Below are 26,693 nucleotides of genomic sequence, written 5' to 3'. Positions count from 1 at the left end.
CGCGGGGGAGCTACCCGAGGGGCAAGCCGAAGCAGACACGAGTAAGCCGTACAGAAGAAGAAGAAGAAGAAGAAGAAGGGAGACAAGGTGCCCAGAACGGGCCAGGAGGAAGGAAGGGACGTCCGAACGAGATGATCGCAGGGATCCGGTCCTTATGCCACCAGAACACAGCTGGGCAGCCGTGTGTACGCGTGGCGCGCATAAAAAACAAAACCCCCGCAAGGGATACTTGCGGGGGTTTTGAGCAATAAGAGCTTGACGATGACCTACTTTCACAGACGTCCGTCCACTATCATCGGCGCAAAGGCGTTTCACAATCCTGTTCGGGATGGGAAGGTGTGGGACCACCTTGCTATGGTCGTCAAGCGTAACTGGTTGCCAGGCCGTCTTTACAGGGACGTCCCAGCCAATTGGAAGAAGCACACTGCCAGCGATCAGTACGGATCAGCTAGCAGCGGTTACGAAGGTGTCGAGCGCGGGTTGCGCTGCACTTCAATATTACGTTCTGTGGTCAACAACTTAACTCACTACAACCTCAAGGGTTATAGGATCAAGCCACACGGGCAATTAGTACTGGTTAGCTACATGCATTACTGCACTTCCACACCCAGCCTATCAACGTCCTGGTCTCGGACGACCCTACAGGGAGGTCAAGCCTCCGGGATATCTAATCTTCAGACGAGTTTCCCGCTTAGATGCCTTCAGCGGTTATCTCTTCCGTACGTAGCTACTCGGCAATGCCATTGGCATGACAACCGATACACCAGTGGTACGTCCACTCCGGTCCTCTCGTACTAGGAGCAGGCTCCGTCAAATATCCAACGCCCACGGCAGATAGGGACCAAACTGTCTCACGACGTTTTAAACCCAGCTCACGTACCTCTTTAAATGGCGAACAGCCATACCCTTGGGACCGGCTACAGCCCCAGGATGAGATGAGCCGACATCGAGGTGCCAAACACCGCCGTCGATATGAACTCTTGGGCGGTATCAGCCTGTTATCCCCAGAGTACCTTTTATCCGTTGAGCGATGGCCCTTCCATACAGAACCACCGGATCACTATGTCCTACTTTCGTACCTGTTCGACTTGTCAGTCTCACAGTCAAGCACGCTTATGCCATTGCACTATCAAGACGATTTCCGACCGTCTCTAGCGTACCTTCGAACTCCTCCGTTACACTTTAGGAGGAGACCGCCCCAGTCAAACTGCCCACCATGCACGGTCCCCGATCCCGATAAGGGACCTAGGTTAGAACCGCAAACAGACCAGGGTGGTATTTCAAGGATGACTCCACGCGATCTGGCGACCACGCTTCAACGTCTCCCACCTATCCTACACAGGCCGGTTCACAATCCAATGCAAAGCTACAGTAAAGGTTCATGGGGTCTTTCCGTCTAGCCGCGGGGAGATTGCATCATCACAACCATGTCAACTTCGCTGAGTCTCAGGAGGAGACAGTGTGGCCATCGTTACGCCATTCGTGCAGGTCGGAACTTACCCGACAAGGAATTTCGCTACCTTAGGACCGTTATAGTTACGGCCGCCGTTTACCGGGGCTTCGATCAAGAGCTTGCACCCCATCACTTAACCTTCCGGCACCGGGCAGGCGTCACACCCTATACGTCCACTTTCGTGTTTGCAGAGTGCTGTGTTTTTAGTAAACAGTCGCAGCCACCGATTCACTGCGGCCTCTTCATGCTTTGTGCGCAGGCACATCACACTAATGAGGCATACCTTCTCCCGAAGTTACGGTATTAATTTGCCGAGTTCCTTCTCCTGAGTTCTCTCAAGCGCCTTGGAATATTCATCCCGTCCACCTGTGTCGGTTTGCGGTACGGTCTCGTAGAGCTGAAGCTTAGAGGCTTTTCTTGGAACTGCTTCCAGTTAGTTTAGAGCCGAAGCTCTATTCAGTCACACCCTTGAATTACGCACCCGGATTTGCCTAAGTGCCTTCTATGATGCGCCAACGGGGACATCCAACACCCCGATAACATTCTGCAATCCGTCCCCCCATCGCACTCTACGACGGTGCGGGAATATTAACCCGCTTCCCATCAGCTACGCATCTCTGCCTCGCCTTAGGGGCCGACTCACCCTGCGCCGATGAACGTTGCGCAGGAAACCTTGGACTTACGGCGAGGGGGCTTTTCACCCCCTTTATCGCTACTCATGTCAGCATTCTCACTTCCGATACCTCCAGCATTCCTCACGGAACACCTTCACAGGCTTACGGAACGCTCTCCTACCATGTGTACTAAAAGTACACATCCGCAGCTTCGGTCTATGGCTTAGCCCCGTTACATCTTCCGCGCAGGACGACTCGATCAGTGAGCTATTACGCTTTCTTTAAAGGATGGCTGCTTCTAAGCCAACCTCCTGACTGTCTATGCCTTCCCACTTCGTTTCCCACTTAGCCATAGTTAGGGACCTTAGCTGGCGGTCTGGGTTGTTTCCCTCTTGAGTCCGGACGTTAGCACCCGGTGCTCTGTCTCCCGTACTGTACTTGCCGGTATTCGGAGTTTGCCATGGTTTGGTAAGTCGCTGTGACCCCCTAGCCATAACAGTGCTCTACCCCCGGCAGTAATATACGAGGCACTACCTAAATAGTTTTCGGAGAGAACCAGCTATCTCCAGGCTTGTTTAGCCTTTCACTCCGATCCACAGCTCATCCCCTAATTTTTCAACATTAGTGGGTTCGGTCCTCCAGCACGTGTTACCGTGCCTTCAACCTGGCCATGGATAGATCGCCTGGTTTCGGGTCTACACCCAGCGACTGAATCGCCCTATTCGGACTCGCTTTCGCTACGCCTCCCCTATTCGGTTAAGCTTGCCACTGAATGTAAGTCGCTGACCCATTATACAAAAGGTACGCAGTCACACCACGAGGGTGCTCCTACTGTTTGTATGCATACGATTTCAGGATCTATTTCACTCCCCTTCCGGGGTTCTTTTCGCCTTTCCCTCACGGTACTGGTTCACTATCGGTCGATCACGAGTATTTAGCCTTGGAGGATGGTCCCCCCATATTCAGACAGGATTTCACGTGTCCCGCCCTACTTGTTCGATGCTTAGTTCCACGTACTGAATTTCGCCTACAGGGCTATCACCTGCTACGGCTGGACTTTCCATTCCATTCGACTATTCACTACGCTAAAACATCCAGGCTGGTCCGGTTTCGCTCGCCACTACTTCCGGAATCTCGGTTGATTTCTTTTCCTCGAGTTACTGAGATGGTTCAGTTCACTCGGTTCGCCTCCACATGCCTATGTATTCAGCATGGGATACCGTATTACTACGGTGGGTTTCCCCATTCGGACATCTACGGATCAAAGCTTGTTTGCCAGCTCCCCGTAGCTTTTCGCAGGCTACCGCGTCCTTCATCGCCTGTGATCGCCAAGGCATCCATCATATGCACTTATTCGCTTGATCCTATAACGCTTGGTGCTGTTATAGGAATATGAGTATACGTTGTTGCCGTTCATCAATCCTTAGCTGTTATCCAATCCGAAGACTGAACAACGTCTATATTTTTGAGAACTTTCGTTGAACATAATTTGTTCTGTTGCAATCACAACCCGTGTATTGTCATCACAAGGCGACTAATCGCTTTGCGTTTATTAGACAACACACCTTCGTTGTGCTTCTTCCTAATTGTTAAAGAGCAATTCGTGGGTTGTATAACCCAACGAGCAGTATTCTTGTAAAAGAACACTCTTCGTTGAATCTAACGCCAGGCCAACCGTTGTTGTCCTGTGCCCTATACTCTGTCATGAACCTTGCTGTATCTACCAACCACAAAAGCGGTGGTGGAGGATGACGGGATCGAACCGACGACCCCCTGCTTGCAAAGCAGGTGCTCTCCCAGCTGAGCTAATCCCCCGAGGTAATCGTTGGTGGGTCAAGTTGGAATCGAACCAACGACCCCCGCCTTATCAAGACGGTGCTCTAACCGACTGAGCTACTGACCCATCTATCACCAGTGGGCGATACCTTCAATGGTCATGACATTAACTAACAGCCAATAAGTGTGGACGCTTTCGCTTTGCGAGCCATTCGCTCTAAAAGGAGGTGATCCAGCCGCACCTTCCGATACGGCTACCTTGTTACGACTTCACCCCAGTCATGAATCCCACCGTGGTAAGCGCCCTCCTTACGGTTAGGCTACCTACTTCTGGTGAAACCCACTCCCATGGTGTGACGGGCGGTGTGTACAAGACCCGGGAACGTATTCACCGCGACATTCTGATCCGCGATTACTAGCGATTCCGACTTCACGCAGTCGAGTTGCAGACTGCGATCCGGACTACGATCGGGTTTCTGAGATTGGCTCCCCCTCGCGGGTTGGCGACCCTCTGTCCCGACCATTGTATGACGTGTGAAGCCCTACCCATAAGGGCCATGAGGACTTGACGTCATCCCCACCTTCCTCCGGTTTGTCACCGGCAGTCTCATTAGAGTGCTCTTGCGTAGCAACTAATGACAAGGGTTGCGCTCGTTGCGGGACTTAACCCAACATCTCACGACACGAGCTGACGACAGCCATGCAGCACCTGTGTTCCGGTTCTCTTGCGAGCACTGCCAAATCTCTTCGGCATTCCAGACATGTCAAGGGTAGGTAAGGTTTTTCGCGTTGCATCGAATTAATCCACATCATCCACCGCTTGTGCGGGTCCCCGTCAATTCCTTTGAGTTTTAATCTTGCGACCGTACTCCCCAGGCGGTCAACTTCACGCGTTAGCTGCGCTACTAAGGCCTAACGGCCCCAACAGCTAGTTGACATCGTTTAGGGCGTGGACTACCAGGGTATCTAATCCTGTTTGCTCCCCACGCTTTCGTGTCTGAGCGTCAGTATTATCCCAGGGGGCTGCCTTCGCCATCGGTATTCCTCCACATATCTACGCATTTCACTGCTACACGTGGAATTCTACCCCCCTCTGACATACTCTAGCTCGGCAGTTAAAAATGCAGTTCCAAGGTTGAGCCCTGGGATTTCACATCTTTCTTTCCGAACCGCCTACACACGCTTTACGCCCAGTAATTCCGATTAACGCTTGCACCCTACGTATTACCGCGGCTGCTGGCACGTAGTTAGCCGGTGCTTATTCTGCAGATACCGTCAGCAGTATCTCGTATTAGGAGATACCTTTTCTTCTCTGCCAAAAGTACTTTACAACCCGAAGGCCTTCATCATACACGCGGGATGGCTGGATCAGGGTTTCCCCCATTGTCCAAAATTCCCCACTGCTGCCTCCCGTAGGAGTCTGGGCCGTGTCTCAGTCCCAGTGTGGCTGGTCGTCCTCTCAAACCAGCTACGGATCGTTGCCTTGGTGAGCCTTTACCCCACCAACTAGCTAATCCGATATCGGCCGCTCCAATAGTGAGAGGTTCCGAAGAATCCCCCCCTTTCCCCCGTAGGGCGTATGCGGTATTAGCCACTCTTTCGAGTAGTTATCCCCCGCTACTGGGCACGTTCCGATATATTACTCACCCGTCCGCCACTCGCCACCAAGAGAGCAAGCTCTCTCGTGCTGCCGTTCGACTTGCATGTGTAAAGCATCCCGCTAGCGTTCAATCTGAGCCAGGATCAAACTCTTCAGTTTAATCTCTGTGGTTGTCCCGTCTTGCGACGAGACCGATTGTGTCTCAAAGAAAAATTCAGAGTTACACAAGGTAATTCTTCATCTTTCGTTTGTGAGCACTTGATACAAACTTGTGGCGATCCCCGAAGGGTTCGACTCGCTCATTCCAAGCGCCCACACTTATCGGCTGTTAATTGTTAAAGAGCAGTGACAGTTGCCTGTCGTTCTACTGACTAACCCGGCTGGCTCGTCCCGCTTGGCGCTTCGTGCCTTGCTGTGTTAGCAGCAGAGAAACGAGATTATGAAGCAGATCAGACGGCGTGTCAAGCGTTTTTTTGAAGAAGCTAGAAAGTTTTAAAACCGTCTAACTCGTCCCGCTTAACCAGAACTTTCGTTCCGTCCTACCTGGCGAACAATCAACCATAAGGCCAACCATTCAACTTCACAAACAAGGGTAAATTTTCAAAACCGTTTCAACTTTCAAACAGCTAAAAACTTAACGTTGCGTTCTCTGGAGCAGAACCTAGAACTTTAACACAGAATTTTCTGATTTGTCAAGCTCCGGGTTTTACACCGTGTCAGTTACCTGACCAGTCATTCAAGCTTCGGTGCGGGCCTCTTGGCCAAGGCGGTGAAACTTGTCTAACTGCTCTCTGCGGCGCTTCCGGAAAAACCCTGTGTGTGCTGCAGCGAGAAAAGAACTATAGCACGATGATTTTCGGTCTTGCAAGCCTTTTCATAGGAAAAAGTTAGATGACTTGAACCAAAAACCTTTAAGCCCATGAATTATAAGAGAAACTATTTTTAAGCATTTTAAATCCTACCTGCCAGACAACTGAAGGTTTCTCATTTAACCCCGTTTCAGGAGGAGGCTCACTATGTGCCCTGTGCGCCCTTAGACGCAAATCCTAGACTAAACCGCTATTTTTCGCGTGAAAAATCGTCATATACTCTTCAGCCCCTCAACACCCCCTCTTATATATAAAGGGGAATCGAGGACTCTCCCCAATATAGTCGCCAGTCCTTGTACTTGCTTGCTTGCTTGCTTGCTTGCTTGCTTGCTTGCTTGCTTGCTTGCTGGCTGGCTGGCTGGCTGGCTGGCTGGCTGGCTGGCGTCACACTTAGATGGGTAGACCAATAAAGGAGCGGCAACAAGAGCACAGCATCAGCCTTCCGCCCCCAATCAATAGTGTCTCTATATAGATAGAGAGTTGAGAGGCCTTCAAAGATGGAGCACGATGCAGGGCTGTTAGCCACTCGGAGCCCCGGGACAGGGTATTGGGGCGAGTCAGACGACTTGCCGCAGTCGGAGTCACCATCGGGGATGCAAGCAGTCTGCTGTTTGAGCCCAACGCTTGTGATTGGTCCGCGGGACCAATTACTGGGCGAGTTCAGACTGCGCCCCGATGGTGACTCCGACAAGGGGACCGGCGCGAGGCGCCGGCAAGTAGTCCGCCCCAACACCCTGTCTCGGGGCTTCGAGTAGCGACCTACGTAGAGCGGCTGGAACAACGAACGCCACCCTCTATATAGCCAGGCCTTCCATCACTGCGACTCTACTCTCTATATATAGATAGGAGACGGGCCTCTCCAAGAGGTAAACCAATCCTCTCCCCCTCTATACCTCTATACCTCTATACCTCTATACCTCTATACCTCTATACCTCTATACCTCTATACCTCTATACCCTTCAGTATCCCTCCGAGTCTCAGTCTCTTTGCCTTTGATACGTCGAATCTTAGAACCTTTGGGTCTCTAAGTCTGCATCCATGAGAACACCAAACACATCATCCCATCCTCTCTTGTAGAGACAGCCCTGCCTTCTCTCACCTATACAACCGCCTCTCTACAGATACGCTCTTGTTATATAGAAAGCAAAAACACACTTGCCTGAGAGATAGACACAACCACAGAGACACAAGCCCACCTAACGCAGAGCGGCAAGCAAAGCCTTCCTCCTCTCTCCTCTATATATAGAGACACCCTCTTACACCCACAAGCAATAAGCTAATCCCCAATTCATTGTTATTTTCTGTTCCCGTGTTCATTACCATTCCTTATGCACTTAAACCTCTAAGCAGGACCCTGCTTACTCAAGAGAGTAATAATGATCAAACCTATCCTCATCTCCCTGGCATTTGCATTCAGCACGGTTCTGGCACCGACTGCCAGCGCAGAGCCAAGCACACCCGAAACGGCAGCCAAACCAGCCGCCTTGATCTCGGCTGCCGACCTGGCCACCAAACTGGATCAAAACAATCTGCGCGTTCTAGATATCCGCACAGACAAAGAATATGCAGCGGGCCACGTGCCTGGTGCCGTTCATACCCCTTATGGCGCCTATCGCGGCCCAGCAGATAACGCAGGTGCCTTGCGCTCCGAAGCCGACCTGTCCGCCTTGTTCAGCAAAGCCGGTATTTCCAAAGACAGCTACGTTGTCGTCACCTACGCAGGCGCCAACCCCACAGACTTTGGCGCCGCTGCGCGCGTATATTGGACATTGAAAGCGGGTGGTCTGACTCAGTTATCCGTTCTGGATGGCGGCTTGCAAGCCTGGGAAGCAGAAGGCAAGCCCCTGAGCAAAGACACTCCCACTGTCACCCCTACCGAATTTAGCTACCACTACAACAAAGACATGGTAGTCAGCACGCAAGAAGTCGCGGACTACATCAAGAATGGCCAAGCCCCCATTTTGCTGGACGCGCGCCCAACTGAATTCTTCAAAGGCGAAAAGCGCGTTGACGCCGCCGCCCGCTACGGCACCTTGCCCGGTGCACGTGAACTGGACTTCAACAGCTTCTTTCGCAGCGACAAACCTGTCCTGAAAGACACCGGTGAGCTCGTCAAGATCGTCAAAGAACAAGGTCTGGATAACAAACCCACCGTTTCGTTCTGCAATACCGGTCACTGGGCTGCTACGAACTGGTTTGTATTGTCCGAACTGGCAGGTAACCCCAACGTGAAGCTTTACCCCGAATCCGTCGTGGAATGGAGCCGCAGCAGCTTGCCCATGGACAACCAGCCCTCCCGCTTCGAGGTTCTGAAACTCGATGCCAAGCGCGCCGTTAACTAAAGAAATCGATCATGCTTTATCTGACTAGACTGGGCTTTATCCTGGCCAGCCTGGCCCTCATTGTCGGGGTCGCTCTGGTAGGTGGACTGCGCCAAGGCTTGCTTGCCTTATTAGGGATTGGCTTTGGCGCCGTGCTGCAAGGAGCCCGTTTCGGTTTCACGACCGGCTGGCGCAACTATATCGAGCGTCGCGACCCTCAGGGTATCTGGGCACAAATGCTCCTATTGGTATTGGCTGCTGCCTTCACCCTGCCGCTGATCGCTGACAGCGGCGGCGAGTTGGTCGGTGCCATTGCCCCACTGACCATCAGCCTGGTGCTGGGCGCCTTCCTGTTTGGTGCCGCTATGCAACTGGCTGACGGTTGCGGCTCCGGCACACTCTATAAAGCAGGTGCTGGCGCACCGATCTCCTTTGCGGTTCTGCCTACCTTTGCCATTGGCAGCTTTCTGGGCGCATCGCACCAACCCGGCTGGATTGCCCTGGGTGGTTTGCCCGCTATCGACCTGACTGTATCCCTGGGCTGGCCTACCGCCTTACTGATTACCGTCCTGGGCTGCGCAGCCGTATCCTGGTTCGTAGGCCGGGGCGCACGCCGCCATCAAAAAGAACACAACAGCGCACCAGCCAAATGGGAAATGCGCTGGTGGATGGGCGCCTTGCTGCTGGCCGTGCTGTACGCCATTCACATGATTGTTGCTGGCCAACCTTGGGGCATCGTCTACGGTATTGGCCTGTGGGGAGCAAAAGTATTCTCGGCGCTGGGCTGGACACCCGTTGGCGACGCATTCTGGGGCGTGGCTCCCCATGCTCAACGTCTGGCAGAGCCTGTTCTGGCTGACGTTACCTCCGTCACCAACTTTGGTTTGATTCTGGGCGCAATGGCCGCTTCGCGCTGGAACCATCCTGCCAATTTCAAATCGCCCAATGCCCGTACCTTGTGGGTAGGCGCGATTGCCGGTTTGGTCATGGGCTACAGTGCCCGTATGGCCTTCGGATGTAATGTGGGCGCATTCCTGGGAGGCATCGCCTCGGCCAGCATACATGGCTGGGTCTGGTTTGCACTGGCCTTTGCCGGGTCCATCATAGGCGTGCGCATTCGTCGTCGCGTTAATCCTTGAGTCGCACCACCATGAGCAAAACTACTTTCCGCCTTATCACCACTACCTTCTGGCTGGTCGTTGTCTTGTTAGTTGTCATGGACAGCCTGCAGGACTACCCCTACCGTCCCGAACCCGCTCCCATTGCCTGGGGTAGCGGACAAGCCGCCAGTGGCGGTCACTGCTCGGGTCGATAGCTAGGGCCTACTCAGTCCGCAACGCCCCTGATGGGAGAAAACCAGGCAGCCTCACTTGGCTGCACCGGGTTTCACCGTCAGGGGTTTTCTTTTGGATGAGGGAACACACATCCGCTTGTAGCGGCAAACCGACAGCCCACATCGCCCACCCCACGCAAGCGCCAGGGCACGACAAAGCAAGCACTGGGCCATGCTAGCATCAGTAGTCAGACCCCTCAACCTTCTGCTGTCATGCTGAACTTTCTTCGCACCACACTTAGCCGCAGCCTGCGCATGTTTTATACCGTTGCACGCATCATGGTTCCCATCATGATTGCGGTGCGTATTGCGGCGCAGTTGGGCTTGATCGAACAAGTAGGCACACTGATCGGCCCCGTCATGGCGCTGGTCGGCTTACCGCCTGAAGCCGGTATCGTATGGGCTACCACCGCCCTGGCCGGTATTTACGCAGGCATAGGATCGATGGCAGCGTTGGGCGACAGCTTGAGTTTCAACGTGGCCCAGATCAGCGTTCTGGGCACCATGATGCTGTTTGCTCACAGTCTCCCCATGGAGCAAGCGATTGTGCGTCGAGCCGGGGCCAGTTTCTGGTTTACGGCCACGCTACGAGTAGTCTGCGCCCTGCTCTACGGCAGCCTGCTGGCCTGGAGTTTGAACAGTGCTGGGCTGTTGCAGGAACCTGTTTCGCTGGCCTGGCTTTACGGGCAGTCCAATGCGACACAAGGCGGTTGGCAAGGCTGGATAGACTGGTTGTGGGGAACGGCCAGTTCACTGTTCATGACCTGGCTGATTATTCTTGGCCTGCTGTTAGTCTTGTCAGTTCTGGAGAAAATCGGCTTCACCCGTTTGCTGACCCGGCTTCTGCTGCCCTTGCTGCGTTTTTCAGGACTGGAAGAGCGAGTCGCCCCCACCACCACCATTGGCGTATTGCTGGGCCTGAGCTACGGCGGCGCCTTGATTATTGACGAGTCCCGTCAGCAAAACTACAGTCCCAGAACGCGCTTGCTGGCCTTGTCCTGGCTGTCGTTAAGCCACTCCCTGATTGAAGACACCATTCTTATTCTGGCTCTGGGTGCCAACATCTGGGTGGTCCTGGTTGGCCGACTTATCCTGACCTTGCTCATTATTGGCCTGATGGCCCGCCTGACATTACCAGGTAGCGCCCTGTACAGACGCTACCTTGCTTCTGCTTCGCACCCTCAGGATGCTTAGCTTTTGACCAGCAGATCCTGAAAACGCTGGTAGAACTTCTTGAGCTTGGGCGCAATCACCATCTGGCAATAGGCCTGCTCAGGGTTCAAGGCAAAATAATCGTGGTGATAGTCCTCGGCTTCCCAGAACGTGGAGCTGTCGAGCACATGCGTCACGATAGGCGCATCAAACTGTGATTTGATTTCTTCGATGACTTCGAAAGCCTGGCGGCGCTGTTCTTCGTTTTGGCAAAAAATAGCCGACGCATACTGCGGCCCCTGGTCAGCGCCCTGACGATCCGGCGTGGTAGGGTCGTGGGTCAGGAAAAATACCTCCAGCAAATCCCGATAGGAAATGACTGAAGGGTCAAACTCCACTTTGACCACTTCAATATGGCCGGTCTGCTTGCCACAAACCTGTTCATAGGTGGGATTTTCCACATGGCCGCCACAGTATCCGGGCACCACCGACTGCACACCTCGCAGGGCCTTGAACACCCCTTCAGTACACCAAAAGCATCCGCCACCCAATATGGCTGTTTCCTTCATGAGTTCTCCTTTGTTGACGAATTGGCTAGACCCAGCAACCAGGCTGCAATCGCTTGCGCTTATAAGGCGCTGAGCCGGTTTTGGGTGGGTATGGGAATAGCACCCCCGTTCCCCCGACTATCTTGTTGAGCACGATATCCATCAACGCTACCGTATCAGCCTTTGCCATTGGATTAAAGATCATCAATCCACAAAAAACTACTAATGGTAAACGGCGGGCCAAGAGACTGAATGCAGCACGATCCTTCCCTTACAATTTACCCAGTCCTGGTCTGGGCTCGTAGTCACGCTATTATCTGATATTCATCTCTGTAATGGGCACGCATGTTAATTCACCCGCAGTTTGATCCCATCGCCATACAACTTGGACCCCTTGCCATTCATTGGTATGGCTTGATGTATTTAGTGGGCTTTGGCCTGGTTTGGCTGGCTGGCATGGCGCGTATCCGCGCGGGCTACGCCTTGCTGACCCGCAAAGACCTGGAAGACCTGATCTTTTACTGTGTTCTGGGCGTAGTAGTGGGCGGACGTCTGGGCTTTACCCTGTTATATCAACCCTCCTACTACCTGTCGCATCCGCTGGAGATTCTGTATGTCTGGCAAGGTGGCATGTCCTTTCATGGCGGTCTGATCGGGGTGCTGGTGACGATTGCACTGTTTGCTCGTAACCGCCAACGCCGTTTTCTGGAAATCAGTGATTTCCTGGCCCCCTTGATCCCACTGGGGCTGGCGGTAGGCCGCTTGGGTAACTTTATCAACGGAGAACTGTGGGGTCGTCCTAGCGATGTGCCGTGGGCAATGGTGTTCCCGCAGATGGATGCAAACCCTCGCCACCCTTCGCAGTTGTATGAGATGGCCCTGGAGGGCATTGCCCTGTTCATCTTGCTGTGGTGGTTTACGCGCCGCCCACGCGCCGTGGGCCAGGCTAGCGCCCTGTTCCTGATCGGCTACGGTTTTTTCCGCTTCATGGTGGAGTACACCCGCGAACCTGACAGCTACCTGGGTCTGCTCAGTGCTGGCTTGTCAATGGGACAGTGGTTGTCCTTGCCCATGATTGTGGCTGGGCTGGCTCTGTTTGTTTATGCCAGCAAGCGTGGCGTTACGCCTGGTAGTCAGAAATAAACAAAGCAGTAGAAAAGGAAAAAGCCCGTCCAGAACTGGACGGGCTTTTTTGTAGGTGCCCCACCATTGCCGTCAAGACCGGCATCCTGGAACCGAAGGTCCAAGATCGGCTGTCATCAAGCCAGCTTCGGGTTCGTCGACGAGGACGATCGCTCCTACTGGCTAATCCAACAACCTGTATGCCAAAAGCATTGGTTCAAGGAATGTATGGTCGTGTCACGAACACGGCAGGGACTTACTGGGATGAAGCAGCCCGCAAGGGACAACAAGGAGCTGCTTTCAAATTTGGTTTAGCGCGATGTGCCCGAAGGCTCAATAACATCATCCATCATCGCGTGCATGTCTTCAATTTTACGCTTGAAATCGCCAAAAGCAACATTAGCCAGTGGACCATCAGGTGCTTTAGCCGATAAAAACTCGCTGGCGATCTGAATAGCAGCCATAACAGCGATACGTTCGTTGCCAGAAACGCGCCCCGAACCCTTGATAGCCTGCATACGCTGGTCTACCAGTTTGACCGCTTCCAACAAGCGGGCTTTTTCAGATGGAGGACATGCCAGGGAATAATCGCGGCCCAGTAGGGAAATATCAACTCGTTCCATGACTTACTCCTGTACGGCACCGGGTAAACGCATGAGGATCGAACCGATCTGGTCACGAGCCTGCCCTGCCACATCACGCAATACGCCCATTCCTGCACGAGCACTGTCTAGCTCACGACGCAAGGCGACCACCTGGGCCTGTTCCTGCTCAAGCAGTTTTTTCAGTTCAGCCTGATCCGCTTGTGCTTGTTGCTGCACCACATCCAACTGACGCTGATGCGAAGCAACACCGGTGGACAGGGACTCAAACTCGTCCTGTTGACGCCGATTTTGCTGGCGCAAGGCGTCCAGCTCGGCATCTTGAGTTTTCAGACGAGCTAATAATTGAGCGCGTTCAGCGTTGAGCTGACGAGATTGCTCTACCAGTTGACCGATACGGTCAGCGAGAAAGTCGAGATCTTGCAACATGGGCCTTATCGTAAACCATTGCTAGCGTTACTGGGTAGAGGAATTTCATACTAATGATAACCTTTCACCCATCTTTCCATTACCTTTCAAACTTCTTTCAAAGCATGTCATCCACCTGCGAACACGCTCCCAAAAAACCCTAATTTTCCGGATTTACCGGGAAAACCCTTAAAAACTAGGGTCAAGTCAGGGTTTTCAGTCTTCAAACGCTCCATTACCATGCGTCACCTCTGTTTAAAGCAGTCGGCACATGCAGAGTGTGGAACCCGCTCCACCATAAACAAGCTGACACAGGAAAAAGGAAAACCAATGCGCAAGGCAGACAAGGAGAATCCACCTTATGCAAATTAAAAATAAACAGGACTTCTGGTCCGGGATCATGTTCGTGGTCGTGGGCGCCGCTTTCTCGCTCGGGGCTACCAGCTACTCGATGGGAACAGCCGCCCGTATGGGACCCGGCTACTTCCCCTTCTGGCTTGGTGTATGCCTGAGCTTGCTAGGGGCGGTTGTCACCTTGAACTCATTGTCTGCCAAAGCAGAAAGCACTGAGATAGAGAAGTTTAACTGGAAAGTCGTCTTCGTTATCATCGGCGCGGTTGTCTTGTGCGGGCTGACGCTTAACTCATTAGGGGTATATGCCTCTATCTTCCTGCTTGTTGTGATCAGCAGCTTTGCCAGCCATGAGTTTAGCTGGCCGATCGCGCTGGGCGCAGCTGTATTTCTGGTGCTGTTTGTCTGGCTGGCATTCATCAAAGGCCTAGGGTTGGTATTTCCCTTGTGGCCAAGTTTTCTGGCCTGATTGGGGGTGAACGGATATGGAATTATTTGACAACCTGATGCTGGGTTTTTCGGTCGCAGTCACACCGGAGAACCTGGCCTACGCTCTGCTCGGTTGCATACTGGGCACCTTGATTGGCGTGTTACCTGGCATTGGCCCTGTGCCAACTATCGCCATGCTGTTGCCCATCACCTATGTACTGCCCCCTGTGGCTGGCCTGATCATGCTGGCCGGTATTTACTACGGCGCGCAGTATGGCGGGTCCACAACCGCCATTCTGGTTGCCCTGCCGGGCGAAACCTCGGCGGTGGTGACCGTGCTGGACGGGCACCAGATGGCACGCAATGGCCGGGCCGGTGCTGCTTTGGCGATTGCTGCCCTGGGTTCGTTCTTTGCCGGTTGTGTTGCAACCATTTTGCTGGCGGCCTTCGCACCGCCTTTGGCTGAGGTGGCTTTCAAGTTCGGACCTGCCGAGTATTTCTCATTAATGGTGTTAGGCCTGGTGGGCGCGGTGGTGCTGGCCTCTGGTTCTCTGCCCAAGGCCATCTGCATGATCCTGCTGGGCCTGCTGCTGGGCATGGTCGGTACTGACGTGAACTCCGGTGTAGCGCGTTACGACTTTGGTATTCCCGAGCTGCAAGATGGTATCGACTTTGCCGTGGTGGCCATGGGTGTATTTGGTTTCTCGGAAATCATGAACAACCTGGAGCTGGGCGACCAGCGTGTCGAAATTACAGGCAAGGTTGGCAGCCTGTACCCCAACAAACAAGAGTTCAAAGAGTGCTGGCCGGCCGTCATCCGTGGGACTGCAATGGGTTCGTGCCTGGGCATTCTGCCCGGTGGTGGCGCGGTTCTGTCCTCCTTTGCCTCCTACACGCTGGAGAAGAAAATCTCCAGAAATCCGGAGCGCTTTGGCAAAGGCCACCCTGCCGGTCTGGCCGGTCCCGAGTCGGCCAACAACGCCGCCGCTCAAACCTCCTTCATCCCGCTGCTGACACTGGGTATCCCCGGTAACGCCGTGACGGCTCTGATGATTGGTGCCATGACCATCCACAACATTCAGCCCGGCCCACAAGTGATGACCAGCCACCCTGAACTGTTCTGGGGCCTGATCGCTTCCATGTGGATCGGTAACCTGATGCTGGTCATTCTGAACCTGCCATTGGTTGGTCTGTGGGTGAAGCTGCTCAAAGTACCGTACCGCCTGCTATTTCCTGCCATCCTGGTCTTTTGTACGGTCGGGGTGTATTCGCTGAACTACAACGTGTTTGACATTCTGGTCACCGCCGCTTTTGGTTTTGTCGGCTACGTATGGTCCAAACTGCGTTGTGAAGGCGCTCCCTTGTTGCTGGGTCTGGTATTGGGTCCCATGATGGAAGAGAATTTCCGTCGTGCCCTGCTCCTGTCCCGTGGTGACTACACCACCTTTGTCACTCGTCCGCTGTCCTTGTCATTGCTGGTTCTAGCCGCCATCCTGGTGGTGATTGTGGCCCTGCCCTCTGTCAAGAAAAAACGCGACGAAACTTTCGTGGAAGAGGACTAAGGCACAGCCAGTCCTCTGGTTTGAAAGCTGCCCCTGAAAGGGGGCATTCAAACTGGCGCAACAGCAAGAAGGCCTGATTTCATCTCTCCACGAAATCAGGCCTTTTTTTTATCGACTGGTTTTGCTGCCTGGTTTCAAGACAGCTCAATCCTTGCTGGGCTAAACGGAGCCACCTCCAAGAACAAACATCAAGCAGCCAGAACCGCCTGCGTACACAACCTTCCTAACAAGGGAGCCAGAATGTCGCCGGAGTGGGCTACGGCGGCAAGCAAACCATCCACAAACGAAGCAGCGCTTGCACTAGGCGTACTGCGCGGACCTTGATCGATCAAGGTCACAGCGGGCACCCGCTTGAGTCAAATGCCAGGCGACAAGATACGGTCTGTTCCTAGCAAAAACAACAATGGCCTGAACCCCTTGCGGAATTCAGGCCATTGAGATCAGCCAACTTACATCGTGCCTTGACGGCGCTTGTAGAAGTTACCGATATACATGGCCAGCAACACCAGCACAGTAGAGATCAGAATCATGATGATCCCCAAGGCCGAGAGCTTGCCCCACAAACCATCTTCGGCATAGCTCAACACCTGTACCGCCAGCACTTCTGTGCCAGGACGGGACAGCACCACGGATACCGTCAACTCACGAATGAACATGGTGGCCATCAAAATCCAGGCTGACACCACACCGGGAATCAGCAAAGGAATAATGATGCGGCGCATGGTTGTCCAGGAGCTGGCCCCGGCAACGGCCGAGGATTCCTCCAGGTGAGCATGTACCTGCACAAAAGCCGCCGATAAAGGTCGGATCCCGTAAGGCAGATAGGCTGCGATATAAGCCAGCAGCAAGGCGGTCAAGGTTGCATACAAAGGCGTTTGCACAAAGAACCACATAAAACCGATACCGATCACAATCCCCGGAAAGGAGAAGGACAGAAAGCTCAAGGTATCGAGCAGCGCCGCCGCTCGCGTTCGTAACTTAACCACCACATAGGCCACAAATAGCGACAACAGCACACCCAGACTGGCCCCGAACACAGCCAGGAACAGACTATTTGTCATGGCCACTTTGGAGATTGGGTCTTGAATGACATCAATCCAGTTCGCCCAGCTCATCAAAGAGAAGGCGCGAGCGCTAGGCACCATGGAGTACGGAATCATGGAGGTGTAGAGCAGCACAGCGACAGGCAACACTACCATCAGCAAGCTGATAATGCCCACGATGATGAACAGCGGGATTTTCGCGCGACGCAGTTCCAGTTGCGTCGGTTTGAAACCACGGCTGGAGATGGTCACATACTTGCTGCTTTCTTTCGTCATGTAGCGATACAGCACGATCAGGGCAATGGAGGCCGATAGCACACTCATGCCCAGCGCTGCCGCTTTTCCATAGTCTGGCGCGAAGCCGGTTGAGATCATCTCGAACAGATACGTGGCCAGCACATCCACACGACCCGGCGTACCCAGAACACGTGGCACCGCATAAGAGGCCAGCGCCCGCACAATCGCCAAAATGAAAGCCGCCATGATGGCTGGACGCAGAATCGGCAAGGTGACCCGCGTCAAGGTGCGCCACAGACCGCCCCCGAATACACGCGAGGACTCTTCCATGGACACGTCAAACGAGGCCATGGCAGGCGCGATGATCAGATAGGCCACAGGCATGTTCAACAAGCCCTCGACCAGAATCATGCCCCAGAGCGAATAAATATTCAGCGGTGCGTCCTGCAGACCCAAGGTGTCCTGCAAGAACATATTGATCAGGCCATTGGACGGATTCAACAGCAGTGCCCAGCTAACCGAGAACAACAAGTGCGGAATCATCATGGGGACGATGGACAGCACCGTAAACACACCCTTCATGGGCATGTTGGTACGCGTATTCAGGTAAGCCAGGAAAACGGCCAGCGCGGTAGAGAACAGGGACGAGCCCAGCACGAAAACCACCGTATTGAAGGTGACTTCCAGCAAAAAGGGATCGGTGTAGGCGGCTACATACTTGGCCGTGGTGAAAGAACCAAAAGCCGTCAGGCCCTGCGAAAAACTGCCCAGCAGCAACATCAGGACCGGGCATAGCGTCAGAAAGCCAACAATCAGAATAAGCGACCAGCTAAGTGGTCTGCGTGTTTGATTCATGATGTTCCGCCCTTATGCCGACAAGAGCATGCAATGCGCAGGATGCAGGTTAAAGCGCACGGTATCGCCCTGCTTTACCTTCACATCAGGATCGATACACACCAGGAGCTGCTCTTTACCCACTGTGACCTCGGCCTCGTAGGACTCGCCCACGAATTCCAAGGCCTGAACCTGCCCATGGAACAGATTCTGGCCCACTTCACTGGACTGACTACTGACGCGAATAAACTCGGGACGAATGCACAACGTGACCTCCGTGCCCACGGGCAGATCTCGCTTCTTGCAGTGCAACTGACCCAGTTCGCATTCCACAAGGGTGGAATCCACACGCTGCTCCAGCACCTTGGCGCTGATCTGGTTGGCACGACCAATAAAGTCCGCCACAAAGCGGTGGTCGGCATCAAAGTAAATTTTTTCTGGTGAGCCAATTTCCAGAATTTTGCCGCCACGCATAACAGCGATGGAGTTGGACAAGGCCAGCGCCTCGACACGATCATGCGTCACGTACACTGCGGTAATGTCCAGACGGCTCAAGAACTCGCGCAGTTCTTTACGCGTTTCTTCACGCAGCTTGGCATCCAGGTTGCTGAGCGGCTCGTCAAACAGGATGACCTTGGGCTCGGCCACCAGAGCTCGTGCCAGCGCCACTCGCTGTTGCTGGCCACCGGACAGACGCGTTGCGGAACGCTGATCCACCCCTTCCAGTTGCACAAACTTCAAAATGTTCGCGACTTTTTCACGAATCACCTCTTTGCGCTCGCCACGTACTTGCAGCGGGTAAGCGATATTGTCGAACACCGTCATGTGCGGCCAGATGGCGTAGGTCTGAAACACCATACCCAGACCGCGCTTTTCTACCGGAACAGCAATATTCTTGGCGCTGGACCAGACGATCTCGTCCCCAATGCGGATTTCACCCTCGTCTGGGGTTTCCAGACCAACAATGCACCGCAGCAGTGTGGTTTTGCCGCAGCCACTGGGCCCTAACAGGGTGAAAAACTCATTCGCGGGAATCGTCAGGTTGATATTGTCCAAGGCCTTGAAGGTTTTGTCCTCTGAGACATAGGTCTTGCTCAGGCCGGTAATTTCAATTTGCATAATGAGTTAATGTTTTCAATAAAAATAAGGCGAGGCGCCAAGGCGCCCCGTTCTTGTTGAACCAGCTCTTGCCGTCGCGTGATTAACGCACAGCAAAGATACGGCTGAATTCACGACTCCAACGAATCAGTTCTGCATCGCTCAGGTCCCGGATAGGCTCGACCTTGGCTTTATCAATGCCAGCGACCGGAGGATGAATCCCGGGGGCCAGAACATATTCGCCCACCTTATTGGCCAAAATACCCATGGCTTCATTGCCCAGCCAATAATCCAGAAAAACGCGGGCCGCATCCGGATGCGGCGCATTCTTAGTCAGAGCAATAGCACGCGGCGAGCCCAGCAAAGGCTGACCCGACATGGGGCCCCAGGCCAATGGCGCAGGCGACTTGGTCACGATGTACTTGGGCATGGAAATGGCAATCAGCTTCTCGCCACTTTCAATAGGAGCGGGGGTTGGGCCAAACGACGCTACAAACATGGGTTTGTTGGCAGCCAGCCCTTTCAGGAAGTCCAGCCACTGCTCTTCGCTGCTAAAGACTTTTTCCTTCAAGCCAATCAGCCAACCAATGGTGGACGGGTGATTAGCCGGGTTAGCCATCACGATCTTGTCTTTCCACTTGGGATCGGCCAGATCTTCGTAACGTTGCGGCGCGTCCTCGGCTTTGAGGTGGTCCGTATTATAGATATAAGACACATATTCGATGCCAAACTGAATAATCGAATCGTCTTGAATAGCCCACTGCGGGTAGCCCTGTACGGCTTCAGACTGATGAGGAACCAACACGCCCTGCTCTTTAAGCATTTGCAACATCGGCAGGGGAGCCTGGACCACATCCGCCATCAACTTGCCAGCGTTGAACTCGGTCAGGATGGTGGGGATGAACTTGGAGCTGGAAATACGAGTGTATTTACCTTCAATGCCTTGCGCTTGCTGCAAGGCCTTCATGATGGGCTCTACAGCCGTGATGTTGGCGTAAAACACAGCCTGGCCTTGGGCCTTCGCTTTTTCCAGTACCGCGGCATCTGCCGCCCACGCCGCCCACGGCAAAGAGGTCCCCATAGACGCCAATCCAGTGGCACCTGCCAGCTTCAAGAAACGACGACGATCGAAAGAGTTCATAGGATTCAAGTTCCAGTTAATTAGCCAGGAAATCATGTGTGCCCATCATGATCCGGACAGGAAAATTCCATTTATTACAGATCTATGTTTGGTTTAGAACATGAGGGGCCTGATGCCGTCAAGCTTCAAACACCTTGCCGCTTATTCCCTCAGGCGGCGATCAAGTTGGAAAAGCTGCGCTAAGCTCTACGTCTGAACATGATTATTCTTAAGGAGCCCCGTGCCATGAACCCATCCATTCAGCCCAAACAGTATGAATCCGGCCGCCCGCAAAAAGTGGCGTTCATTGGTCTGGGAGTGATGGGATATCCGATGGCGGGTCATCTGGCTCAGGCCGGCCATCAGGTGACGGTGTACAACCGCAATCAGGCCAAAGCGGAGCAATGGAGCGCACAATTCAAACAGGCCTGGGCGGCCACCCCGGCCCAGGCAGCGGCACAAGCCGACATTGTGATGGCCTGTGTGGGAAATGATGATGATTTGCGCGCCATTTTTCAGGGGCCAGACGGTGCGCTGGCAGGTATGAAGGCCGGCAGCCTGTTTATCGACCATACCACCGCCTCCGCCAACGTTGCCCGGGAACTGGGGGCACTGGCCGCCAGCAAGCAGGTCGCCTTTGTCGATGCCCCGATTTCCGGCGGGCAAGCCGGAGCCCAGAAAGGCATGCTCAGCATTATGTGTGGTGGGCATGCGCAGGATATGGAACGCGCCCGCCCCCTGATGATGAGCTACGCCCAGGCTTGCACCTTGATGGGGCCACTGGGATCTGGGCAGCTATGCAAGATGGTGAACCAGATTGCCGTCGTCGGTCTTTTGCAAGGTCTGGCCGAAGCCATGGCTTTTGGTGAGCGAGCCGGACTGGATATGGAACAAGCTCTGTCTGTCCTGACCAAGGGCGCAGCCCGCAGCTGGCAAATGGAAACCAAAGGCCCCACGATGCTGGCTAGAGACTTTCAACCCGGTTTCACCGTGAACTGGATGCTGAAAGACCTGGATCTGGTGCAGCAAGAGGCCCAGCGCACTGGGGCTCAGTTGCCGGCAACCCGCTTGATTCAGGCACAGTTTGCGAAAATTGCCGAACAGGGCCACTCGGATTGGGATGTCTCTACCCTGTTCAATCTGTTGGCCCGCCCAAACGACAAAGCTTGATTCAGGAATTATCTGATTGAGGCGCTTCGGGCTGCAACAAGGGCAAGCGTAGCGTCGCCTTCAAGCCGTAGCCGCCCATATCGTTAGGCTCGCCATCAGTGAGCACAATCGTGCCGCCATTGCGCTCGGCGTAAGCCAGCGCAATGGCCAGACCCAAGCCAGAACCCGAACCACGTCCGCCCTTGCGTGCCGGGCCGCCCCGGTCAAAGCGCACAAATACGCTTTCACGCAAACTGGCCGCCAAGCCCATGCCATTGTCCGTCACACTGATCCAGGCCTGCTTGTCGTCGTGTCCGGCAGAAACCGTTATTGCACTGCCGCTACCGGCATGATTGATGGCGTTGTGAATCAGGTTGGAGACCGACTCATGGATCTCGGCATCGCTGGCGTAGACCCACAGGGGCGCTTGCTCCCCTTCTTCGCCCGGCCCGATCCAGCCCAGATCCTGGCGATGTTCGCGCGCCAAGGGCAGATATTGCAGCACTACCTCGCGCCCCAAACTGGCCAGATCGACCTGGCCCTGGCTCATGGTGGTGCTATGGCTGGCATGGGCCAAAGCCAATAACTGCTCGGTCAGGCGGGTCGCCTGTCCCAACTGCTTGATAATCGCCCCCAAGGACTCCCGGACACGTTCAATATCCGGCTCGCGGCGAGCGTACTGAGCCTGAGTATGAATAATCGCCAAGGGGGTACGTAATTGATGCGAGGCGTCGGCCAAAAACTGTGCCTGCCTATCCAGCACGGAACGGTATAGCTCTATGTGATGATTGACCGAACGAACCAAGGGGACCACTTCACGCGGCACATCGCGCTCGTCCAGGGGCTGCAAGTCATCCACGCTTCGGTTGCGCACTTCCTGACGCAAAGCCTGCAAAGGACGCAAGGCCCAGGCCACGGCGAACCACACCAGCAGCACAGCCAGCAACAACATACGCAAATTGCGGAAAATGCCTTCGCGCCAAGCTTCCTGTTGAGTGCGTAAACGCAAATCCAGGCTTTCGCCCACCATCACCAAAACCTGTCTGTGCTGGCCTTTGTAATGCAGGTCGCGCCACAAAGCCACCATACGCACGGTGTCATTACGGAAATAGGAATCGTAGAAAACCGGCACGCCTTCATGGTCAGCCAGATTGGCGGGACGCGGTAGCCCTTCCATCCCAAGTAAGGTGCGCCCTTTTAATTGATTGGCATCGGCACCACCCAGGTTACGGACCAAAGGGGTGACTTCTTCGACCCGAAAATACTTGCGATTGCCTGGTCTGGACTCCAGCATGACCTGGGCATAAAAGGGCGGATCGATGCGTAAACTGCCATCGGTATTGAACTCCACACTGGTCTCAAGCACTTTGGCCGGTTCCAGCAAAGCGCTGTCGTACACATTTTCCGTGACGGAGTTCATGGCCCGGTAATCTTCCCAACTGTCATACAACAGCAAGGCGACCACCCCCGGGATCAGCAGGACCAGCAGCCAAAAGCGCAAACTGCCTTGCCAGGCATTGGCGGGGGGTGGAGAAGGTGCTGTCATGAAACGCCGGATTCCGCCTCAAGCACTTCCAGCATGTAGCCTAAACCTCGTACCGTCACGATATGCACATCGCTATTGGCAAGTTTCTTGCGCAAGCGGTGTAAGACAACCTCGATGGCATCAGGGCTGGCATCGCTATCGTGCTCGAACACGCGGGCAAAAAGCTGGGACTTTTCAACCGGCATACCAGAACGACTGATCAGCACCAACAAAGCCGCATGTTCACGCGGAGTCAAATGCACAATGGCACTGTCCAGCATGAAAGCCCGGCTTTCGGGGTTGTATTCCAGCGAGCCGCAGCTGACTACAGGCGCCACACGGCCACGGCTGCGCCGCACCAAAGCAGCCAGACGAGCCTCCAGTTCCTCCAGGGCAAAGGGCTTGGTCAGGAAATCGTCGGCGCCCAGATTCAGACCACGAACACGGTCTTGCAAGGCGCCTTGAGCGGTCAGGATCAGCACGGGAGTGTGATCACCGCGTTCGCGCATCTCGCGCAAAAGCACCAGCCCGTGTTTATCGGGCAGGCGCAAATCCATCACAACCGCATCATATTCATGGGCCGTCAACAACACTTCTGCCGTTCGGGCATCATGAGCGGGATCGGGCAAAAAACCACTTTGCGCCAAAGCCCGCTCCAGCCACGCGGCCATTTCCAACTCGTCTTCAACCAATAATATGCGCATGATCCCTGCTGTCTACGGTATCGGCATCAATTGCGCTTGGGGGGCGCTGACGTAAATAACGATTTTCCTGGCGCCGCCGGAATAAAATATCCGACAGCTCGTTTAGCGCTTGCTGATAGACTTCCCGCTTGAACTCAATCACTGAATCAAGTGGCACCCAATATTGACTCCAACGCCATGCATCAAACTCCGGCGTCGAGGAAGAGCGCAGGCAGACATCGCTGTCTCGCCCTACCAGTCGCAACAGGAACCAGATTTGTTTCTGGCCCTTGTAATGGCCACGCGCCTCCCGACGTACAAAATGATTGGGCACGTTGTAGCGAAGCCAATCTCGCGTCCGGCCTAATATACGGATATGCTCTGGCAGCAAGCCCACTTCTTCGTGCAGTTCGCGGTACATCGCCTGTACGGGTGTTTCGCCGTATTTGATACCGCCTTGCGGGAACTGCCAGGCATGTTCCCGAATACGCTTGCCCCAAAAAACCTCGTTTTTGCGATTAACGAGAATAATTCCGACATTAGGACGGTAGCCTTCACGATCTAACATAGGCCACCTCTAACGAATTCAATACAATTAAATCTGATTATACGTACCTGACGAGTTCCCTACCATGCATGCTAGCCAGTATCACATTAATACCCTGAAAGAAGCGCCTACCGAGGCCGAAGTTGCCAGCCACCAGCTCATGACGCGCGCCGGCATGATACGCAAAGCCGCCGGCGGTATCTACACTTATATGCCTATGGGCCTGCGCGTGCTGCGCAAGATTGAAAACATCATTCGTCAGGAAATGGACCGCTCCGGCGCCATTGAGTTGCTGATGCCAGTAGTCCAGCCCGCCGAACTCTGGGTAGAGTCTGGCCGTTGGGAAAAATATGGCGACGAGCTGCTACGAATCAAGGACCGCCACCAACGCGACTTCGTGCTGCAGCCCACCTCTGAGGAGGTCATCACGGACATCGCCCGCAACGAAATCCACAGCTGGCGCCAATTGCCGATTAACTTCTACCATATTCAAACCAAGTTCCGTGACGAGCGTCGTCCCCGTTTTGGCTTGATGCGCGGCCGCGAATTCACCATGAAGGACGCCTACTCCTTTGACCGCAACGCCGAAGACGCCCAGGCCAGTTACGACAATATGTACGACGCGTATATGCGTATCTTTGCTCGTCTAGGTCTGGACTTCCGTGCCGTGGCGGCTGATACCGGCTCCATTGGCGGTTCGCGCAGCCATGAGTTTCAGGTTATTGCCGATACCGGCGAAGACTTGCTGGTCTACAACCCTGACACCGACTACGCTGCCAATATCGAACTGGCTCCCGCCCCTTGCCTTCTGGCTGAGCGCGCCGCTCCTGGCCAAGCGCTGGTCAAGACCGCCACACCAGAGGCCCCAAAATGCGAACTGGTCGCTCAACAACTAGGACTGGACCTGACTGCCACGGTCAAATCCGTGGTGGTGGCTACCGATGTTGAAGAAGATGGGCAAACCAAGACGACTGTGTACCTGCTGCTGATTCGCGGCGACCATGAAGTCAACGACATCAAGGTTTCCAAACTGGCCGGCTTTGAAAAAGGTCACCGTCTGGCAACCGAAGAAGAAATTGTGGCCGTCTTTGGCTGCAAGCCCGGCTATCTGGGCCCGATCGGCACACGTCAAGCAGTGCAAGTCATTGCCGACCTGACCGTTGCCAACATGAGCGACTTTGTCTGTGGCGCCAACGAAGAGGGCTTTCACTACACCGGCGTGAACTGGGGTCGCGACCTGCCCGAACCCATCAAGGCAGACCTGCGCAACGTGGTTCACGGCGACCCCGCTCCTGAGGGCGGCAAGCTGGCCATCCAGCGCGGCATTGAAGTGGGCCACGTGTTCTTCCTGGGCGATGTCTACTCCAAGAAGCTGAACGCCACCTTTTTGGAAACTGATGGTAAACCGGCTGTCATGCAAATGGGTTGTTATGGCATTGGCGTCAGCCGTATTGCGGCCGCAGCCATCGAACAAAACCACGACGAGCGTGGCATGATCTGGCCTCGCGCCCTGGCCCCGTTTGAAGTGGTAATCTGCCCGATCGGCTTTACCAAGAGCGATGCGGTACGTCAGACTGCGACGGATCTGTACACGCAGCTCAAAGAACAAGGCGTGGATGTCATTTTGGACGACCGCGACGCCCGCCCCGGCATCATGTTTGCCGACTGGGAACTGATTGGCGTGCCGCTACGCATTACGATCGGTGAGCGCGGCTTGAAAGAGGGCGTCGTTGAAATGCAGGCACGCCGTGATGCCAGCAGCACCAACGTCCCGGTCGAGCAGATTGCTCAGGTCAGCGTGGAGCGTCTGGCCTCGCTGTAAAGACTCCAAGCAGGGCTGGCCGTAGGCCATGCCCTGCCCGTCAACATAAACTCTTTTACGAACGACATGCTTACTGACAAGTGGGACACCCAGGCTCGGCTTGATATTCGCGTATATTACGAGGACACCGACGCTGGGGGGATCGTATATTACGCCAACTACCTGAAATTCTTTGAGCGTGCGCGCACAGAATGGCTCAGGAACCTGGGCGTAAACCAATCCGATGTAGCCGAGCAGAATCAACGCCTGTTCGTAGTCAAGAAGGTTGAAATACAATATCTCAAACCTGCCCGGCTCGATGATTTGATCTCGGTACGCAGCCGGATTACCCAACTGGGGTCGGCTACCATCCATTTTGAACAAGGTGCCCTGCGAGGTGGGGAACTGTTATGCCAAAGCACCATCCAAATTGTTTGCGTTGACGCCAACACGCTTCGTCCAAGCAAGCTGGACTCTGATTTACGTACCCTCTTGGAAAAGGTTCAGGACTGACC

General features: G+C 54.4%; 20 protein-coding genes, 2 tRNA genes, 3 rRNA genes and 1 other RNA gene. 10 read left to right on the top strand and 16 right to left on the bottom strand.

Going from position 1 to position 26,693, the window contains the following annotated elements; all coding sequences use genetic code 11:
* Positions 1-253 precede the first annotated feature (253 nt).
* The 5 genes from rrf to AC6I6N_RS18270 all read right to left on the bottom strand — a co-directional run bounded on the left by rrf (position 254) and on the right by AC6I6N_RS18270 (position 5,602).
* A 5S ribosomal RNA gene (gene rrf / locus AC6I6N_RS18290) occupies positions 254-366 on the bottom strand.
* 180 nt (positions 367-546) lie between these two features.
* A 23S ribosomal RNA gene (locus AC6I6N_RS18285) occupies positions 547-3,431 on the bottom strand.
* 375 nt (positions 3,432-3,806) lie between these two features.
* Positions 3,807-3,882: transfer RNA gene (locus AC6I6N_RS18280), tRNA-Ala, on the bottom strand.
* Positions 3,883-3,893: 11 nt separating this feature from the next.
* Positions 3,894-3,970, bottom strand: a tRNA-Ile gene (locus AC6I6N_RS18275).
* 93 nt (positions 3,971-4,063) lie between these two features.
* Positions 4,064-5,602, bottom strand: a 16S ribosomal RNA gene (locus tag AC6I6N_RS18270).
* The 16S, 23S and 5S rRNA genes sit together here with 2 tRNA genes alongside, the layout of an rRNA operon.
* 2,087 nt (positions 5,603-7,689) lie before the next feature.
* Here AC6I6N_RS18270 and AC6I6N_RS18265 point away from each other — a divergent pair.
* The 4 genes from AC6I6N_RS18265 to AC6I6N_RS18250 all read left to right on the top strand — a co-directional run bounded on the left by AC6I6N_RS18265 (position 7,690) and on the right by AC6I6N_RS18250 (position 11,161).
* Positions 7,690-8,655: a sulfurtransferase gene (locus AC6I6N_RS18265; protein WP_094197538.1), complete on the top strand. Its 966-nt coding sequence runs from the start codon at positions 7,690-7,692 to the stop codon at positions 8,653-8,655.
* 11 nt (positions 8,656-8,666) lie between these two features.
* Positions 8,667-9,773, top strand: coding sequence for a YeeE/YedE family protein (locus tag AC6I6N_RS18260; RefSeq protein WP_094197539.1), 1,107 nt, complete (start codon positions 8,667-8,669; stop codon positions 9,771-9,773).
* An 11-nt stretch (positions 9,774-9,784) separates the two neighbouring features.
* Positions 9,785-9,949, top strand: a complete 165-nt coding sequence (locus AC6I6N_RS18255) for a hypothetical protein (protein ID WP_162988183.1) — start codon at positions 9,785-9,787, stop codon at positions 9,947-9,949.
* 231 nt (positions 9,950-10,180) lie between these two features.
* On the top strand, positions 10,181-11,161 hold the full coding sequence (locus tag AC6I6N_RS18250; RefSeq protein WP_094197540.1) for a hypothetical protein: 981 nt from the start codon (positions 10,181-10,183) through the stop codon (positions 11,159-11,161).
* Here the strand turns inward: AC6I6N_RS18250 and msrA are convergent.
* A complete protein-coding gene (gene msrA, locus AC6I6N_RS18245) occupies positions 11,158-11,688 on the bottom strand; it encodes a peptide-methionine (S)-S-oxide reductase MsrA (RefSeq protein ID WP_042489352.1) in 531 nt (176 codons plus the stop codon). The genes AC6I6N_RS18250 and msrA overlap by 4 nt on opposite strands.
* Before the next feature lie 324 nt (positions 11,689-12,012).
* On the opposite strand from msrA, the gene lgt reads away from it, so the two are divergent.
* Positions 12,013-12,810, top strand: coding sequence for a prolipoprotein diacylglyceryl transferase (lgt, locus tag AC6I6N_RS18240; RefSeq protein ID WP_094197541.1), 798 nt, complete (start codon positions 12,013-12,015; stop codon positions 12,808-12,810).
* 53 nt (positions 12,811-12,863) lie between these two features.
* Here lgt and ssrS read toward each other — a convergent pair.
* The 3 genes from ssrS to AC6I6N_RS18225 form a co-directional block, all read right to left on the bottom strand.
* A non-coding RNA gene (gene ssrS / locus AC6I6N_RS18235) (6S RNA) lies at positions 12,864-13,047 on the bottom strand.
* A 53-nt stretch (positions 13,048-13,100) separates the two neighbouring features.
* Positions 13,101-13,412 carry a cell division protein ZapA gene (locus tag AC6I6N_RS18230; RefSeq protein WP_094197542.1) on the bottom strand — a complete coding sequence of 104 codons (312 nt, stop codon included), beginning with the start codon at positions 13,410-13,412 and terminating at the stop codon, positions 13,101-13,103.
* A 3-nt stretch (positions 13,413-13,415) separates the two neighbouring features.
* Positions 13,416-13,820 (bottom strand): hypothetical protein, encoded by a 405-nt coding sequence (locus AC6I6N_RS18225; protein ID WP_035273300.1) that lies wholly within the window; start codon positions 13,818-13,820, stop codon positions 13,416-13,418.
* A 340-nt stretch (positions 13,821-14,160) separates the two neighbouring features.
* On the opposite strand from AC6I6N_RS18225, the gene AC6I6N_RS18220 reads away from it, so the two are divergent.
* Positions 14,161-14,619, top strand: coding sequence for a tripartite tricarboxylate transporter TctB family protein (locus tag AC6I6N_RS18220; RefSeq protein ID WP_094197543.1), 459 nt, complete (start codon positions 14,161-14,163; stop codon positions 14,617-14,619).
* A gap of 16 nt (positions 14,620-14,635) precedes the next feature.
* Positions 14,636-16,141, top strand: coding sequence for a tripartite tricarboxylate transporter permease (locus AC6I6N_RS18215; RefSeq protein ID WP_094197544.1), 1,506 nt, complete (start codon positions 14,636-14,638; stop codon positions 16,139-16,141).
* A gap of 188 nt (positions 16,142-16,329) precedes the next feature.
* Here AC6I6N_RS18215 and AC6I6N_RS18210 read toward each other — a convergent pair whose 3' ends face one another.
* The 4 genes from AC6I6N_RS18210 to AC6I6N_RS18195 form a co-directional block, all read right to left on the bottom strand.
* Positions 16,330-16,479, bottom strand: coding sequence for a hypothetical protein (locus AC6I6N_RS18210; RefSeq protein WP_249460048.1), 150 nt, complete (start codon positions 16,477-16,479; stop codon positions 16,330-16,332).
* A gap of 111 nt (positions 16,480-16,590) precedes the next feature.
* The gene (locus AC6I6N_RS18205) at positions 16,591-18,276 is read right to left on the bottom strand and encodes an ABC transporter permease (RefSeq protein WP_108728653.1); all 1,686 of its coding nucleotides are present in this window, start codon (positions 18,274-18,276) and stop codon (positions 16,591-16,593) included.
* Between the two features lie 12 nt (positions 18,277-18,288).
* Positions 18,289-19,374, bottom strand: a complete 1,086-nt coding sequence (locus AC6I6N_RS18200; protein WP_094197546.1) for an ABC transporter ATP-binding protein — start codon at positions 19,372-19,374, stop codon at positions 18,289-18,291.
* Positions 19,375-19,456: 82 nt separating this feature from the next.
* A complete protein-coding gene (locus tag AC6I6N_RS18195) occupies positions 19,457-20,494 on the bottom strand; it encodes an ABC transporter substrate-binding protein (protein WP_108728807.1) in 1,038 nt (345 codons plus the stop codon).
* Between the two features lie 225 nt (positions 20,495-20,719).
* On the opposite strand from AC6I6N_RS18195, the gene AC6I6N_RS18190 reads away from it, so the two are divergent.
* Positions 20,720-21,643, top strand: a complete 924-nt coding sequence (locus AC6I6N_RS18190) for an NAD(P)-dependent oxidoreductase (RefSeq protein WP_230019197.1) — start codon at positions 20,720-20,722, stop codon at positions 21,641-21,643.
* A gap of 1 nt (position 21,644) precedes the next feature.
* Here the strand turns inward: AC6I6N_RS18190 and AC6I6N_RS18185 are convergent, their stop codons facing one another.
* The 3 genes from AC6I6N_RS18185 to AC6I6N_RS18175 are packed head-to-tail and all read right to left on the bottom strand — an operon-like array spanning position 21,645 to position 24,398.
* Positions 21,645-23,168 carry a sensor histidine kinase gene (locus AC6I6N_RS18185; RefSeq protein ID WP_094197547.1) on the bottom strand — a complete coding sequence of 508 codons (1,524 nt, stop codon included), beginning with the start codon at positions 23,166-23,168 and terminating at the stop codon, positions 21,645-21,647.
* Positions 23,165-23,851: a response regulator gene (locus tag AC6I6N_RS18180; protein ID WP_230019198.1), complete on the bottom strand. Its 687-nt coding sequence runs from the start codon at positions 23,849-23,851 to the stop codon at positions 23,165-23,167. The genes AC6I6N_RS18185 and AC6I6N_RS18180 overlap by 4 nt, the downstream gene beginning before the upstream one ends.
* On the bottom strand, positions 23,832-24,398 hold the full coding sequence (locus AC6I6N_RS18175; protein ID WP_094197549.1) for an RNA pyrophosphohydrolase: 567 nt from the start codon (positions 24,396-24,398) through the stop codon (positions 23,832-23,834). Before AC6I6N_RS18175 ends, AC6I6N_RS18180 begins: the two co-directional genes overlap by 20 nt.
* Before the next feature lie 64 nt (positions 24,399-24,462).
* Here AC6I6N_RS18175 and AC6I6N_RS18170 point away from each other — a divergent pair, with 64 nt between their 5' ends.
* Entirely contained in the window at positions 24,463-26,199 is a 1,737-nt protein-coding gene (locus AC6I6N_RS18170) for a proline--tRNA ligase (protein WP_108728651.1), read from the top strand.
* A 66-nt stretch (positions 26,200-26,265) separates the two neighbouring features.
* Entirely contained in the window at positions 26,266-26,691 is a 426-nt protein-coding gene (gene ybgC, locus AC6I6N_RS18165; RefSeq protein ID WP_094197551.1) for a tol-pal system-associated acyl-CoA thioesterase, read from the top strand.
* Positions 26,692-26,693: the final 2 nt, after the last annotated feature.

The organism is Alcaligenes sp. LTN-3 (genome assembly GCF_059735605.1).
This window is presented reverse-complemented; position numbering and strand designations above follow the sequence as displayed.